This window comes from Streptococcus pseudoporcinus LQ 940-04 (assembly GCF_000188035.1).
GTDB lineage: Bacteria > Bacillota > Bacilli > Lactobacillales > Streptococcaceae > Streptococcus > Streptococcus pseudoporcinus.
The window spans coordinates 343,228-356,078 of record NZ_AEUY02000005.1 but is presented as its reverse complement, the minus strand read 5'-3'; the positions used below and the strand labels follow the sequence as shown (position 1 = coordinate 356,078).

Annotated in this window: 11 protein-coding genes, 1 tRNA gene and 1 rRNA gene; 9 read left to right on the top strand and 4 right to left on the bottom strand. The window is 38.0% G+C overall.

Features of this window, described 5'->3' with window-relative positions:
• Positions 1 to 201: 201 nt before the first annotated feature.
• From rplM to STRPS_RS03030, 7 genes are all read left to right on the top strand, one after another.
• Entirely contained in the window at positions 202 to 648 is a 447-nt protein-coding gene (gene rplM / locus STRPS_RS03065) for a 50S ribosomal protein L13 (protein WP_007892072.1), read from the top strand.
• A gap of 20 nt (positions 649 to 668) precedes the next feature.
• Positions 669 to 1,061, top strand: a complete 393-nt coding sequence (gene rpsI / locus STRPS_RS03060) for a 30S ribosomal protein S9 (protein ID WP_007892074.1) — start codon at positions 669 to 671, stop codon at positions 1,059 to 1,061.
• Positions 1,062 to 2,104: 1,043 nt separating this feature from the next.
• Positions 2,105 to 2,617 (top strand): DUF2127 domain-containing protein, encoded by a 513-nt coding sequence (locus STRPS_RS03050; RefSeq protein WP_007892049.1) that lies wholly within the window; start codon positions 2,105 to 2,107, stop codon positions 2,615 to 2,617.
• A gap of 52 nt (positions 2,618 to 2,669) precedes the next feature.
• Complete coding sequence (locus tag STRPS_RS03045; RefSeq protein ID WP_007896513.1) at positions 2,670 to 3,086, top strand: GNAT family N-acetyltransferase; 417 nt, start codon at positions 2,670 to 2,672, stop codon at positions 3,084 to 3,086.
• A gap of 32 nt (positions 3,087 to 3,118) precedes the next feature.
• The gene (locus tag STRPS_RS03040) at positions 3,119 to 3,841 is read left to right on the top strand and encodes an alpha/beta fold hydrolase (protein ID WP_007892063.1); all 723 of its coding nucleotides are present in this window, start codon (positions 3,119 to 3,121) and stop codon (positions 3,839 to 3,841) included.
• A gap of 442 nt (positions 3,842 to 4,283) precedes the next feature.
• Positions 4,284 to 5,525, top strand: a complete 1,242-nt coding sequence (locus tag STRPS_RS03035) for a peptidoglycan bridge formation glycyltransferase FemA/FemB family protein (protein WP_007892064.1) — start codon at positions 4,284 to 4,286, stop codon at positions 5,523 to 5,525.
• A gap of 125 nt (positions 5,526 to 5,650) precedes the next feature.
• Positions 5,651 to 6,226: a gamma-glutamyl-gamma-aminobutyrate hydrolase family protein gene (locus STRPS_RS03030; RefSeq protein WP_007892057.1), complete on the top strand. Its 576-nt coding sequence runs from the start codon at positions 5,651 to 5,653 to the stop codon at positions 6,224 to 6,226.
• 448 nt (positions 6,227 to 6,674) lie between these two features.
• Here the strand turns inward: STRPS_RS03030 and STRPS_RS03025 are convergent, their stop codons facing one another.
• The 4 genes from STRPS_RS03025 to STRPS_RS03010 form a co-directional block, all read right to left on the bottom strand.
• Positions 6,675 to 7,505 (bottom strand): energy-coupling factor transporter transmembrane component T family protein, encoded by an 831-nt coding sequence (locus tag STRPS_RS03025; RefSeq protein ID WP_007892060.1) that lies wholly within the window; start codon positions 7,503 to 7,505, stop codon positions 6,675 to 6,677.
• Positions 7,477 to 9,174 carry an ABC transporter ATP-binding protein gene (locus tag STRPS_RS03020; RefSeq protein ID WP_007892068.1) on the bottom strand — a complete coding sequence of 566 codons (1,698 nt, stop codon included), beginning with the start codon at positions 9,172 to 9,174 and terminating at the stop codon, positions 7,477 to 7,479. The genes STRPS_RS03025 and STRPS_RS03020 overlap by 29 nt, the downstream gene beginning before the upstream one ends.
• Positions 9,175 to 9,189: 15 nt before the next feature.
• Positions 9,190 to 9,735 carry an ECF-type riboflavin transporter substrate-binding protein gene (locus tag STRPS_RS03015; RefSeq protein WP_007892054.1) on the bottom strand — a complete coding sequence of 182 codons (546 nt, stop codon included), beginning with the start codon at positions 9,733 to 9,735 and terminating at the stop codon, positions 9,190 to 9,192.
• 61 nt (positions 9,736 to 9,796) lie between these two features.
• Positions 9,797 to 10,642 (bottom strand): SAM hydrolase/SAM-dependent halogenase family protein, encoded by an 846-nt coding sequence (locus STRPS_RS03010; protein ID WP_007892046.1) that lies wholly within the window; start codon positions 10,640 to 10,642, stop codon positions 9,797 to 9,799.
• Between the two features lie 474 nt (positions 10,643 to 11,116).
• Here STRPS_RS03010 and STRPS_RS03005 point away from each other — a divergent pair.
• Together STRPS_RS03005 and STRPS_RS03000 are read left to right on the top strand one after the other, a co-directional pair.
• Positions 11,117 to 12,666: ribosomal RNA gene (locus STRPS_RS03005) — 16S ribosomal RNA — on the top strand.
• 109 nt (positions 12,667 to 12,775) lie between these two features.
• Positions 12,776 to 12,848: transfer RNA gene (locus tag STRPS_RS03000), tRNA-Ala, on the top strand.
• The last annotated feature ends 3 nt before the right edge of the window (positions 12,849 to 12,851 follow it).

Below are 12,851 nucleotides of genomic sequence, written 5' to 3'. Positions count from 1 at the left end.
AAGAGGATAATCTTTTTGTTCGATAAAACCAAAAAATAAAAATGATAAAGTACTTGCTAGTGGCAAGTATTTTTGTTATCATAGTAGGCGGTATTGTTTACCCCATTTGAAAGGCCCCGGAACCTTCCAAATACCTTTGTGTGGGACGGAACACCCACCAACCCTTGTAAACAAATATTACGAATTCGTATAGGAGAAATCATGAACAAAACAACTTTCATGGCTAAAACTGGCCAAGTTGAACGTAAATGGTACGTTGTTGACGCAACAGATGTACCTCTTGGACGTCTTTCTGCAGTAGTTGCTAGCGTACTTCGCGGAAAAAACAAACCAACCTTCACACCACACACAGATACAGGTGACTTTGTCATTGTTATCAATGCTGAAAAAGTTAAATTAACTGGTAAAAAAGCAACTGATAAAATCTACTACACTCACTCAATGTACCCAGGTGGATTAAAATCAATCTCAGCAGGTGAACTCCGTTCTAAGAATGCTGTTCGTTTGATCGAAAAATCTGTAAAAGGCATGCTTCCACATAACACTCTTGGACGTGCACAAGGTATGAAATTGAAAGTCTTCGTTGGCGGTGAACACACTCATGCAGCACAACAACCAGAAGTACTTGACATCTCAGGACTTATCTAAGAGGAAAGGAGCATTATATAATGGCACAAGCACAATATACAGGAACTGGTCGTCGTAAAAACGCTGTTGCACGCGTTCGTTTACTTCCAGGAACTGGTAAAATTACAGTTAACAACAAAGACGTTGAAGAATACATCCCGCATGCTGACCTACGTTTAGTTATCAACCAACCATTCGCAGTAACATCTACTGAAGGTTCGTACGACGTATTCGTAAACGTAAACGGTGGCGGTTACGGTGGCCAATCAGGAGCTATCCGTCATGGTATCGCTCGCGCATTGCTACAAGTTGACCCAGACTTCCGCGATTCATTAAAACGCGCTGGACTTCTTACACGTGACGCTCGTATGGTAGAACGTAAAAAACCAGGTCTTAAAAAAGCTCGTAAAGCATCACAATTCTCAAAACGTTAATATACTGGTATATCAACGTTTCAAAGCACTTTGCAAGTCTTGCAAGGTGTTTTTTGTTGTCGTTTTAGCTTTTGATACTATTTCGGAAAACTTTTGACTTGGTTTAATATGTTTATTTAGTTATTTTTTGAGATAGTGTGCAAATTATTTGATTGATTTGTCTTCGCCGACTGCAGTAGCATGACTATAGGTATAGAGTCTCACCTGACTCATAGCTTGTCTTTCCTAGCAAAGTGGTACCATTTTCTCATAATAGTGCTGTCCCATTGATAACGTGATAGATTGAATATTGTTGTGTTTCAAAAAAACAAGAATATTTCTAAATTCAGTTTTTTATTTTTCCCTACTTGATTTTCAATTGTGAATTTTATGATCATTGAAAGATTGAAATAATAATAGGAATAAATGAGCCTATTATTACAGTGAAGATTATCAAAAAAATTACTTTTCCGTACTTATGATAAGGATTAATGCTGAATCCGAGACCGTATACCTTTGGTACAAAAAGAGGAGGATTAGGAGTGTCCCTATATATCGAGTAGCAAATTTTTAAGAAGTCATATGATACAATCATTAATACCACGGCTATAATTAAAAGTAATATTGATAAGAACTTATTGAGAACTGTTGGTAAACTTAATTGGGATAAAATAATGGATAAGCTTAGTAATAATAGAGTGAGTATGCTTAAGGTAATGCTGTATTTTTTATTTGCTTCTTGAAGGTTGCCTATATTTTTATTATTTATTTTTGATTTCATAGAATAATTCTCTTATTTAATTTTTACTATAACAAATCATAACCTATTTCTGATTTTCACGTATATCATAAAACTTTTAGTATGAATAAGTCAAGAAAATTTAAAAAATGTTATCATCATTTCTCCTGTTCAGCTGTTATAAGAGAATTAAAAGAAAGTGCTGATAAATTAGGGAAAAGTAAGTTATTAAAATAATGTCTAGAAATTAGTTTTGATTAAGAAAAATGTGTTACCATATCATAAAGGTAATCACCTGTATAGGGTGAAGAGTCAAGATTTGTCAATGAAAGGAAAAGAAGAGACTGGAATGAAAACTAGAAATAATGTAGAATTAGTTGATAAGAGTTTTAAAATCATGTTATTTTTTAAGTTAGCTTTTGCTGCTGGTGAATCAATTGCAGGGGTATTGCTTTATTTTTTTAAAAATGAAACCATTCAGACGTTTATTGCTTTTTTAACGTCAGGAGAAATAGCTAAAAATCCAAATGCTTTTATTGCAAGTCATCTTGTACAACTGGGACAATTAATAACAGTCTCTGGTCAAAGATTAGCAGCTATTTATCTCCTATTACATGGGGTGTTGAAACTTTTGACTTTGTTCCTCTTGCTTCGGCGAAAGCTGTGGGCTTATCCTTTGTCTATTTTAGTTTTTGTTGGCTTTATTATTTATCAATTAAGAGAATTCATGGCCACTCATCATTATAGCATGATTGCATTGACCTTTTTCGATCTTATTTTGATTTTATTAACTTACTTAGAATATAAAAACTTAAAAGGTAATTCAAGGTTTTGCTAGATATCCCTTACCTTAGTATGTTTTGTTAGTAAAGAAAAAGTGAGGAATAAAAATGGACTATGTTATTAACAATTTGTTACCGTCACATGAAGCCCTGCAGGAACTTTATTTAAGTGTTGGTTGGCATATTTATGTTGCAAGAAATAAGAATATGCAACTTCTTTTGAAAAATGCTTACACATATGTCACAGCTTGGCATGACGAACAATTGATCGGTTTATGTCGAGTGATTAGTGATGGCTTAACTATTGCATATATCCAAGATATTTTAATAAGACCTGAATTTCAAAATAAAGGATTAGGCTCTCATCTCATCAAGGATATATCTCAGCAACTAGAAGGGATAAGGCAAATTGTATTAATAACAGATGCGACCTCGAAAACAATTGCCTTTTATGAAGCCAATCAATTGAAAGTACTTGATGAATATGGTTGTGTAGGTTTTATGAAACTTAATGATAATCTTTAAGTCGTCTAGAATGGTTTAGAAAGTGGAATAATATGTACTATAGAACACAAATGGGACATGAGCTTTATTACGAAATTCATGGGCAAGGCTACCCTCTTATTTTCTTTCATGGTAATGGTCAATCTCTTGCCTACTTTGAACCACAACTGCATTTAGCAAGTTGTTACCAGTTGATTATGATTGATACTCTTGGACATGGCAAGTCAGGAGCACTCACTCAGAAAACGAGTTTTGCCCAAATAGCAAAGGAGATTCATGAGTTGTTAAATTTTCTAAAACTAGAGAACTACATTTTAGTGGGTCACAGTGATGGAGCTAATTTAGCCATTGCATATGAAAATCTCTTCCCTGAGCGAGTAGAGGGGTTACTTCTAAATGCTGGGAATGTTAGATTTATAGGTTTACATTCTCACTATATTTTTAGTATTAGTTTCAAAGTCATGAAATTAGCTCTGGAGAGTATCTTTGACCCTAAAAAAAAGAATGCTTACTTTGTTGCTCGCCTTATGATGGCAAATCAGACCATTCAGCCGAGCCTTAAGTCTAATACGATTCCTGTCATTGTTCTGGTTGGTCAAAACGATATGATTCGCTCACGTCATTCTATGACTATCGCTGAAAATTACAGTAATAGTAGGGTTATTACTATACCAAAGTTAGGCCACAATATTAATAAAAGACCTGCTGTTCTTGACACAGTATTGACAGAGTTAGTAAGAGAAGCAGTATCAGAGTCAGGATTCCTAGATAAATAAAAAGAACTTTCTTGAGCAGATTGAAGAAAAAGTCCAATTTGGATTATGTTCTTCAATCTTTTTTTGTAGGGCTTGGTAATAAAAACCTTTATGGATGCTGCTGTTATAGTGTTTATAACAGTTATTGATTGATCTTGGAGCTTATGATATTTCCAGAAACTTAACTTTTCATAGATTTGTCTATCTTCGGATTCCTTGATGACTTTTTATTTATCTTCAGTGTAACTGTTTCTTTTAAGGTGGTATAAGTAGGCCTGTAAGGGCGGAGTTTAGGGGGAGCTGTGCTTGAAGGTTAATGATTGCGAGTATTGTTAAACTAAAAGTAGAAGATATTTCATTAAGAACTAGTTTACATTTAGATGTCAGTGTGGTAACATAAATTATATATTGTAACAAAAATGAAATATTAGTAACAAAAAAGTAATCTAACTTTGGAGGATTTATGGAAAATTGTTATGTGGTTAAAATAGGTATTAGTGCTGAAGAACATGATAGCTTCGTCAAGGCAAACAAACAGGTTAACCTCTTACAAAGTAGTTCCTGGGCTAAGGTTAAACATCATTGGCAACATGAAAGAATTGGGGTTTACTGTGATAGTCAGCTAGTAGCTTCCATGTCACTGCTGATTAAGCCCTTACCACTAGGTTTGTCCATGATCTATATCCCACGTGGACCAGTCATGGACTATAGTAACCGGAACTTAGTCATTTTTGTTGTTAACATGCTTAAAGATTATGCTAAACAAAAGAAGGCTATCATGGTTAAGTGTGATCCGGCTCTTATGTTTAAACAATATAAGTTGAGCGACTCTGTTCGGGGGATTTGTGATCATGGGCAAGAAGCTATCGATGCCATGATTAATGCAGGCTCGAAATGGTCTGGATTGACGGTAGAAATGTCAGAGACCATTCAACCACGTTTTCAGGCAAACTGTTACCTTGATAAGGATTTACTGGAAACTTTTCCTAAGCATACCAAACGTTTAATGGCTGATGCTAGGAAAAGAGGGGTGGAAGTATATCGTGCTTCTTCAAGTGATCTTACAGCTTTTGCGCAGGTAGTTTCCCTAACGGAAGAGAGAAAACAGATCAGCTTACGCGACTTAGATTATTTTAAACAATTAATGGTGATCTATGGTGATGATGCTTATCTTCATCTTGCTAAGGTTAATATCCCTGCTCAATTAACTCTGCTAAAGACAGAATTACAAACTGTAGACCACCAGTTAGCTTCTGTAGAAAGTCATCAAAAAAAGAAGCTTCGTAAATTGAGCGATCAGAAAAAAGCTTTGCTAAAAAATATTTGCGAATGTGAAAAATTTTCTGAAAAATATCCCCAGGAAGTGGTGATTGCAGGCATTCTATCGATTGCTTATGGTGAGTCGATGGAAATGTTATATGCAGGTATGAACGATGACTTTAAAAAATATTATCCCCAATATTTACTTTATCCTAAAGTTTTTGAAGACGCCTATGGCCATGGTATTAAATGGGCCAATATGGGAGGGGTTGAAGGAGATCTGAGCGATGGCTTAACGAAGTTTAAAGCAAACTTTAACCCCACCATTGAGGAATCCGTTGGAGAGTTTAATATTCCAAGTAGTCCTCTCTATTATCCCTTCAATTTATTTTATCATTGGCGCAAACGTTCCTCTTTCTTTAAGCATCGTTCTTCTAGGAAATAGGGTTAATCTTACAAGCCACTGACTCCTATTAACTTTCTTTATTAGTCTGATAATAACTCTCTAATACCGTGCCTACGGTGGTTATGCAAAAATAATCCTATTATTTCAAAAAGGGGACTATGCTAGTGAAAAACGCAATTATCGGAATAACTGGGAATGTCAGTAAAGGAAAAAGCAAAGATGCTTGGGAAAATGGCATCAGCCGGACTGATAGTTCAACGTTTTTTTCAGATATTATCCTTGAAATAGGGGTGCCTATCATTTTACCAATTGGTTTTGAACAGGTGGTTAAGGATTATGTGACAATGATTGATAAATTGATTCTAACTGGTGGTCAACATATCTCCCCTCGCTTCTATGGTGAAAAGCGGAGCATTAAGAGCGATGATTACAATGAAGATAGAGACATTTTTGAAAGTCGGTTACTCATGGAGATGCTCAAACAGAATAAGCCGGTACTGGCTATTTGTCGCGGAGCTCAGCTTGTCAATGTTGTCTCAGGTAGAACTTTAAACCAGTTAATATCTAACCATTGGCAAGAAGAAATACCGAGCCAAGCCCATCAGTCTATTCGCTTATCTAAAAATAGTGTCTTATTTCCTATCTATGGTGACAGTAGCCAGATTAATTCACTGCATATACAGTCTACTAAAGAATTAGCGCCTGAATTGGAAGCAATTACTTGGGATCATAAAGATTAGACTATTGAAGCTATATATAGTCGCAAACACCGTTTACTAGGTTTACAATGGCACTCAGAGATGCTCTTGTCAACCAAACCGGAGAATTGGGTAACTTTTGATTTTTTGTTAATCAATTGTAAATTTAAAGATAGAATGTAGATTTTTTAATGAGATGATAAGAACTTGGTTCTATAAAATACCATCTCAGACAGATTTTCTATTATGATCCAGTGAAATGATGAGAGTTTAAAAAGAGGCTTCATTTAATAAAAAAAGCATCTAGTACCCAATGAATCGCACCATGATCGTTAGATTTTTTGTCTAACTTTTCGGAGTGCAGTTCACAAGTGACTAGATGCTCTTCTTATTGTTAAAAAATTAGCCAGTTCCGCCAATATAAAAGCGACCTAGAATCAATCGTTTATGAAGATTAATGGCTTCACTTAAGCTCTTTTTTGATTACTCTTTATAAAAAGGGATTATAAAACCGTCCGTGGTTACTGAAAAATAAAAGGAGGGTTATTAAGGCGATAATCAGCGCAAGTCCAATAACGAGATAATCTGCTTTAGTAAAGGGTTTAGCACTGAACCAAGTTCGCTTTTTTTCTTTACCGAAACGACGCAATTCCATGGCTGTGGAGACAGTGTCAATGCGTTCTAAAGAACTGAAGATAAGTGGGGTAATAATTTGTAGATTACCTTTAATACGATCTGTCAATTTAGCTTTTGGAGATAACTCAAGACCACGAGCTTCCTGTGAGGTTCGAATCGTGTGAAATTCTTCTTGAATGTCTGGGATATAACGCAAGGTCAAACTGAGGGCGTATGCCACTTTGTATGGTAAACCAATTTGATTTAAACTAGAAGCAAATTGACTAGGGTGAGTGGTAATTAGAAATAAGATAGCTAAGGGGACTGTTGAAAAGTATTTTAAAGCGAGATTGAGCAGGTAAAACAGCTCTTGGCTAGTTAGGTTGTAACTTCCCCAGCCTTTCAGTAAGACTGTTTGTGATTGATAAATTTCTTGTCCATAGGTTGGTGCGAAGAGGTAAACCATAAGAATATTCATGACAGCAAAGAAAGTTACAAATGAAATGACAAATGATATATTTTTCCAAGGAATTCTAGCTACTCGTAGTAAGTAAAGTGATAATAGCCCAATAAAAAGAATAAGACGGGTATCGTAAGTTGTCATGCAGGCAACAGAGACCACTATAAAAAAGATCAGTTTACTGGCGCCGGATAACTGTTGAAGAAATGTACCAGTGTTATGGTAACCGATCAATCTCTGAGACATGTCGACCCCTTTCTTTTGTAATGTAGTATCTTGTCATATCGATGGGATTACAAGCTGTTTTTTCTGCTAATTGGAATAAACTAGTCTTTTTTAAATAGGCTTTGTTAAGAATGGCTTCATCTGAAAGGATATTCTCAGGTTTATCGTCTGCGATGATTTGACCATGACTAAGGACAATAGCTCGATCGGTGTATTCCATCATCAATTGCATGTCATGGGTAATCATAACAATGGTATGACCTTTTTGATGAAGTTGATCCAAAAAATTCATTATTTCTGTGTAATTTTTCTTATCTTGCCCAGCTGTTGGTTCATCTAAAATAATAATCTCTGCTCCTAAAACGAGAATAGAAGCAATCGTTACTCTTTTTTTCTGCCCAAAAGAAAGTGCAGAAATAGGCCAATTGCGATAGGGATATAAGCCACAGGTCTCTAATGTTTCATTGACTTTTTTTCTTATCTCCTCTTCTGCAAAGTTGCGCAAACGTAAGCCTTCAGCTACTTCGTCAAATACGGCAGATTTGCTAATCATCTGATTGGGGTTTTGCAGAACATAACCTATTCTATCCGCCCGTTCCTTAATAGAATCCCTAGAAATATCTTTTCCACCATAGGTCATAGCAAAGTTACCTTCAAGGAATTGGCACATGATTTTGGCTAAAGTTGATTTACCGGCACCGTTTTGTCCAACAATAGCCACTCTTTCTCCTTTATTTAGAGTTAGGTTGATGTTGTCAAGGATAGGGCGTTTTTTGTCATAGCTAAAGTTTAGGTTTTGGATAGTTAAGAGAGGTTTTTTGGGTATTTGAACTTTTTCTACTTTTGTACCAGTTAGTGAGATGGGTGGTAGGTCTAAAGTTTCAAGTTGGTCTAGCTGGCCTAAGGCCCTAAGATCAAAGCCAAGGTTACGTAAACAAGTTAGGTATAGTGGTTCTCTGATGCCATTTTGCTCAAGACTATTACTAACTAGTAGTTGATCAGGGGTTCCATCAAAGAGAATAATACCATCATTAATGAGGACGATTTTATCAACATGACGATGAAGCACATCTTCCAAGCGATGTTCAATGATGATAGTAGTTGCTTGGGTGCTCTTATGGATGCGATCAATTAGATCAATGGTAGCCAGTCCGGTTCTGGGATCTAAATTAGCTAGTGGTTCATCAAATAAGAGGATGGGGCTCTCGTCGACCAGAACGCCAGCCAAACTGACCCTTTGTTTTTGCCCTCCAGAGAGATCCTGAGGTCTTTTAGCTAGATGGTCGCTTAAATCAAGTATTTTGCTCCAATAATTGATGTGCTTAGTCATTTCTGATTGCTGTATGCAATCATTCTCTAAAGCAAATGCGATATCTTCCGCCACCGAAAGTCCAATAAATTGTCCGTCGGGATCTTGTAGAACGGTTGATACCAATTTTGATTTTTCATAAATGGATAAATCAAATACTTCTTTATCATTGATAAGCAAGGAGCCGCTGCGCTCCCCTTTAAAATGGTTGGGGATAATCCCATTTAAACAGCTACCAATTGTTGACTTACCACTGCCAGAAGGGCCGATAATGAGCACTTTTTGGCCTTTCTCTATAGTCAGATTAAGGTTGGAAAGTGTTGGTAGGGATTGAGCATCATATTTAAAACTGAAATTTTTGAATTGGATAGCATTAGTCATTAGTTTTTTTGAAATTTAATCCTTTGTTAAGCTCCCTGATTTGGTACGAGTATTGGTGTAGGCAACTAAAAGTAAGGTTCCACAGATACCGATTGTAACAATATTAGCTAGACTGGCAAAAAGTCCTTGGGTAAAAACTTTATTAGCTGGTTCATGATAAATTAGTATATCACCAAGAGGTGCAACGAGTGCCCAAGAAATAATATTGACAACAATTTGAGTAATATTGAATAGAAAAATATCTTTTTTGGTAAAAATACCTTGTGTTACTTTTAATTTTTTATGTAAGAAACCAATACCTAAGCCAACAAGTGCGCTAGGGATAACCCAGGACCACCAAACTGACCCATAAGAAATCATGTCTTTAAGCATGTGACCAAAGAAACCGATGAAAAAACCGGCTATTGGGCCAAAAACAATAGCAAATAAAGCTTGCACTGCATATTGTAAAGAGATTGTTGTATTGGTAAAAACAGTAATAGGTACAAAAATACCAATGATAATAAACAAAGCAGCACCGATACCGATAGCAACAACGGTTTTAATGGATAAGTTAGTCATATATAGTCCCTTTTCTTCTATAAAATAGTAATTGTTGACTTAGGTATGAAAGTTCTTGATATTAGCGTATTTTTTTGATATCAAGATGCCAATTCTGTCCTACACCAATATTATAAGCTTTGGCAAAAGATCCCTGATTGATAGCCAATCCGACACGATAGAGTGAATTAATATAAAGAATTGGTTGACCAATACGCACATCAGCAAATGATTTCCCGTAGGTTACTTGATTTTGATAAACTAGCATATCGTTATTAAATATAGTAACTTCAAAACGATCACCAAATTCAGGAGTAAGGTGTTGGAATTCTTCCCTCGTTATAGATGTCCATAAAGAACCAAAGCGAACGTCCAAAATGTCAATAACACCACGCACGATATCCTCACTGATTACAGTGCTGACAACTGGAACTTCAACGATAGCATCAACGGATAACTCTGGTCCAACTTCTTCAAAAGCAATATGTCCAGAGGCAAGTTTAGCCCCTGTATAAGCATAGACATCTCTACCATGGAAAGTATAGGAAAATTCAGTATTTTTACGTCTGTTTTTAACTTCCGAAATTTCCCTAATGGCTTCAATGCCAATATGTTTTTTTATGTAAGAAAGAGTGCCATTATCAGGTGTAACAATATATTGATTATTTTTGGTTAAAGCGACAACGCTTTTACGTTTTGATCCTACCCCAGGGTCAACCACGGAAACAAAAGTAGTGCCTTCAGGCCAGTAATTAATAGTTTGAAAGAGACGATAAGAAGCTTCAAAAATATTATAGGGTGAAATATCATGAGTTAGGTGATGAACTTGGAGACCCTGGTCTTCTTGTAAGGCTACACCAACCATGGCAGACACAGCCCCGTCAACTAAGCCAAAGTCAGATTGTAAAACCAGTAAAGTATTAGACATGGTTAATCACACCTCCGTTATCATAATACCTCTATTCTATCATAAAGACTTGCTTAAAAGAATAAGAAATTGCAGTATGGTCTTATAGCTAAGAACTATAAAAAAGTTCTACAATGAAACCAACACACAAGCAGCTCTAATAGTATAGAGGAGTGCTGTAAAGGCCTCGCAATTAAAAAACTTTTTAAAATTGAAATAATCATCTTGACAAAGATGAAAAAGGTAGTTATACTAATAAAGTTGCTAAAAGGGCAACAAGGATCCCAACGAGGCCGAAATAAAAGAAAAAGTTATTGACAAAGGCAGAAATAGTTGGTAGAATGAAATAGTTGTCTCGTAAGAGACAAAGACCTTTGAGAACTGAATAAGACAAGAATAACCAAACGTGAGGGTGATATGTTAGCGCATATTACCCGTCAAAGCAAAAGACAATTAAATCTGTTCAGCGACAGAAAAGAACGAGTGAGTTCAAACTAAAAAGAGAGTTTGATCCTGGCTCAGGACGAACGCTGGCGGCGTGCCTAATACATGCAAGTAGAACGCTGAGGTCTGGTGCTTGCACTAGACCAAGGAGTTGCGAACGGGTGAGTAACGCGTAGGTAACCTACCTCATAGCGGGGGATAACTATTGGAAACGATAGCTAATACCGCATGAGACTGGGGTTCACATGAACCCGAGTTAAAAGGAGCAAAAGCTTCACTATGAGATGGACCTGCGTTGTATTAGCTAGTTGGTGAGGTAAAGGCTCACCAAGGCGACGATACATAGCCGACCTGAGAGGGTGATCGGCCACACTGGGACTGAGACACGGCCCAGACTCCTACGGGAGGCAGCAGTAGGGAATCTTCGGCAATGGGGGGAACCCTGACCGAGCAACGCCGCGTGAGTGAAGAAGGTTTTCGGATCGTAAAGCTCTGTTGTTAGAGAAGAACGGTAATGGGAGTGGAAAATCCATTATGTGACGGTAACTAACCAGAAAGGGACGGCTAACTACGTGCCAGCAGCCGCGGTAATACGTAGGTCCCGAGCGTTGTCCGGATTTATTGGGCGTAAAGCGAGCGCAGGCGGTTTGATAAGTCTGAAGTTAAAGGCTGTGGCTTAACCATAGTATGCTTTGGAAACTGTCAAACTTGAGTGCAGAAGGGGAGAGTGGAATTCCATGTGTAGCGGTGAAATGCGTAGATATATGGAGGAACACCGGTGGCGAAAGCGGCTCTCTGGTCTGTAACTGACGCTGAGGCTCGAAAGCGTGGGGAGCAAACAGGATTAGATACCCTGGTAGTCCACGCCGTAAACGATGAGTGCTAGGTGTTAGGCCCTTTCCGGGGCTTAGTGCCGGAGCTAACGCATTAAGCACTCCGCCTGGGGAGTACGACCGCAAGGTTGAAACTCAAAGGAATTGACGGGGGCCCGCACAAGCGGTGGAGCATGTGGTTTAATTCGAAGCAACGCGAAGAACCTTACCAGGTCTTGGACATCCTTCTGACCGGCCTAGAGATAGGCTTTCTCTTAGGAGCAGAAGAGACAGGTGGTGCATGGTTGTCGTCAGCTCGTGTCGTGAGATGTTGGGTTAAGTCCCGCAACGAGCGCAACCCCTATTGTTAGTTGCCATCATTAAGTTGGGCACTCTAGCGAGACTGCCGGTAATAAACCGGAGGAAGGTGGGGATGACGTCAAATCATCATGCCCCTTATGACCTGGGCTACACACGTGCTACAATGGTTGGTACAACGAGTCGCAAGCCGGTGACGGCAAGCTAATCTCTTAAAGCCAATCTCAGTTCGGATTGTAGGCTGCAACTCGCCTACATGAAGTCGGAATCGCTAGTAATCGCGGATCAGCACGCCGCGGTGAATACGTTCCCGGGCCTTGTACACACCGCCCGTCACACCACGAGAGTTTGTAACACCCGAAGTCGGTGAGGTAACCTTTTAGGAGCCAGCCGCCTAAGGTGGGATAGATGATTGGGGTGAAGTCGTAACAAGGTAGCCGTATCGGAAGGTGCGGCTGGATCACCTCCTTTCTAAGGAAATGGAAGACGTTTGTCTTGTCTTATTTAGTTTTGAGAGGTCTTATATAAGCTTCATGATAAGATAGCACACCACTAATAATGCAAAACCAGTTTATTAGTCGGGGCCTTAGCTCAGCTGGGAGAGCGCCTGCTTTGCACGCAGGAGGTCAGCGGTTCGATCCCGCTAGGCTCCATAG

Excerpts from the sequence above, each read along its gene's own strand:
- rplM (WP_007892072.1), top strand. The coding sequence starts at position 202 with ATGAACAAAACAACTTTCATGGCTAAAACTGGCCAAGTTGAACGTAAA.
- rpsI (WP_007892074.1), top strand. The coding sequence starts at position 669 with ATGGCACAAGCACAATATACAGGAACTGGTCGTCGTAAAAACGCTGTT.
- STRPS_RS03050 (WP_007892049.1), top strand. The coding sequence starts at position 2,105 with ATGAAAGGAAAAGAAGAGACTGGAATGAAAACTAGAAATAATGTAGAA.
- STRPS_RS03045 (WP_007896513.1), top strand. The coding sequence starts at position 2,670 with ATGGACTATGTTATTAACAATTTGTTACCGTCACATGAAGCCCTGCAG.
- STRPS_RS03040 (WP_007892063.1), top strand. The coding sequence starts at position 3,119 with ATGTACTATAGAACACAAATGGGACATGAGCTTTATTACGAAATTCAT.
- STRPS_RS03035 (WP_007892064.1), top strand. The coding sequence starts at position 4,284 with ATGGAAAATTGTTATGTGGTTAAAATAGGTATTAGTGCTGAAGAACAT.
- STRPS_RS03025 (WP_007892060.1), bottom strand. The coding sequence starts at position 7,505 with ATGTCTCAGAGATTGATCGGTTACCATAACACTGGTACATTTCTTCAA.
- STRPS_RS03020 (WP_007892068.1), bottom strand. The coding sequence starts at position 9,174 with ATGACTAATGCTATCCAATTCAAAAATTTCAGTTTTAAATATGATGCT.
- STRPS_RS03015 (WP_007892054.1), bottom strand. The coding sequence starts at position 9,735 with ATGACTAACTTATCCATTAAAACCGTTGTTGCTATCGGTATCGGTGCT.
- STRPS_RS03010 (WP_007892046.1), bottom strand. The coding sequence starts at position 10,642 with ATGTCTAATACTTTACTGGTTTTACAATCTGACTTTGGCTTAGTTGAC.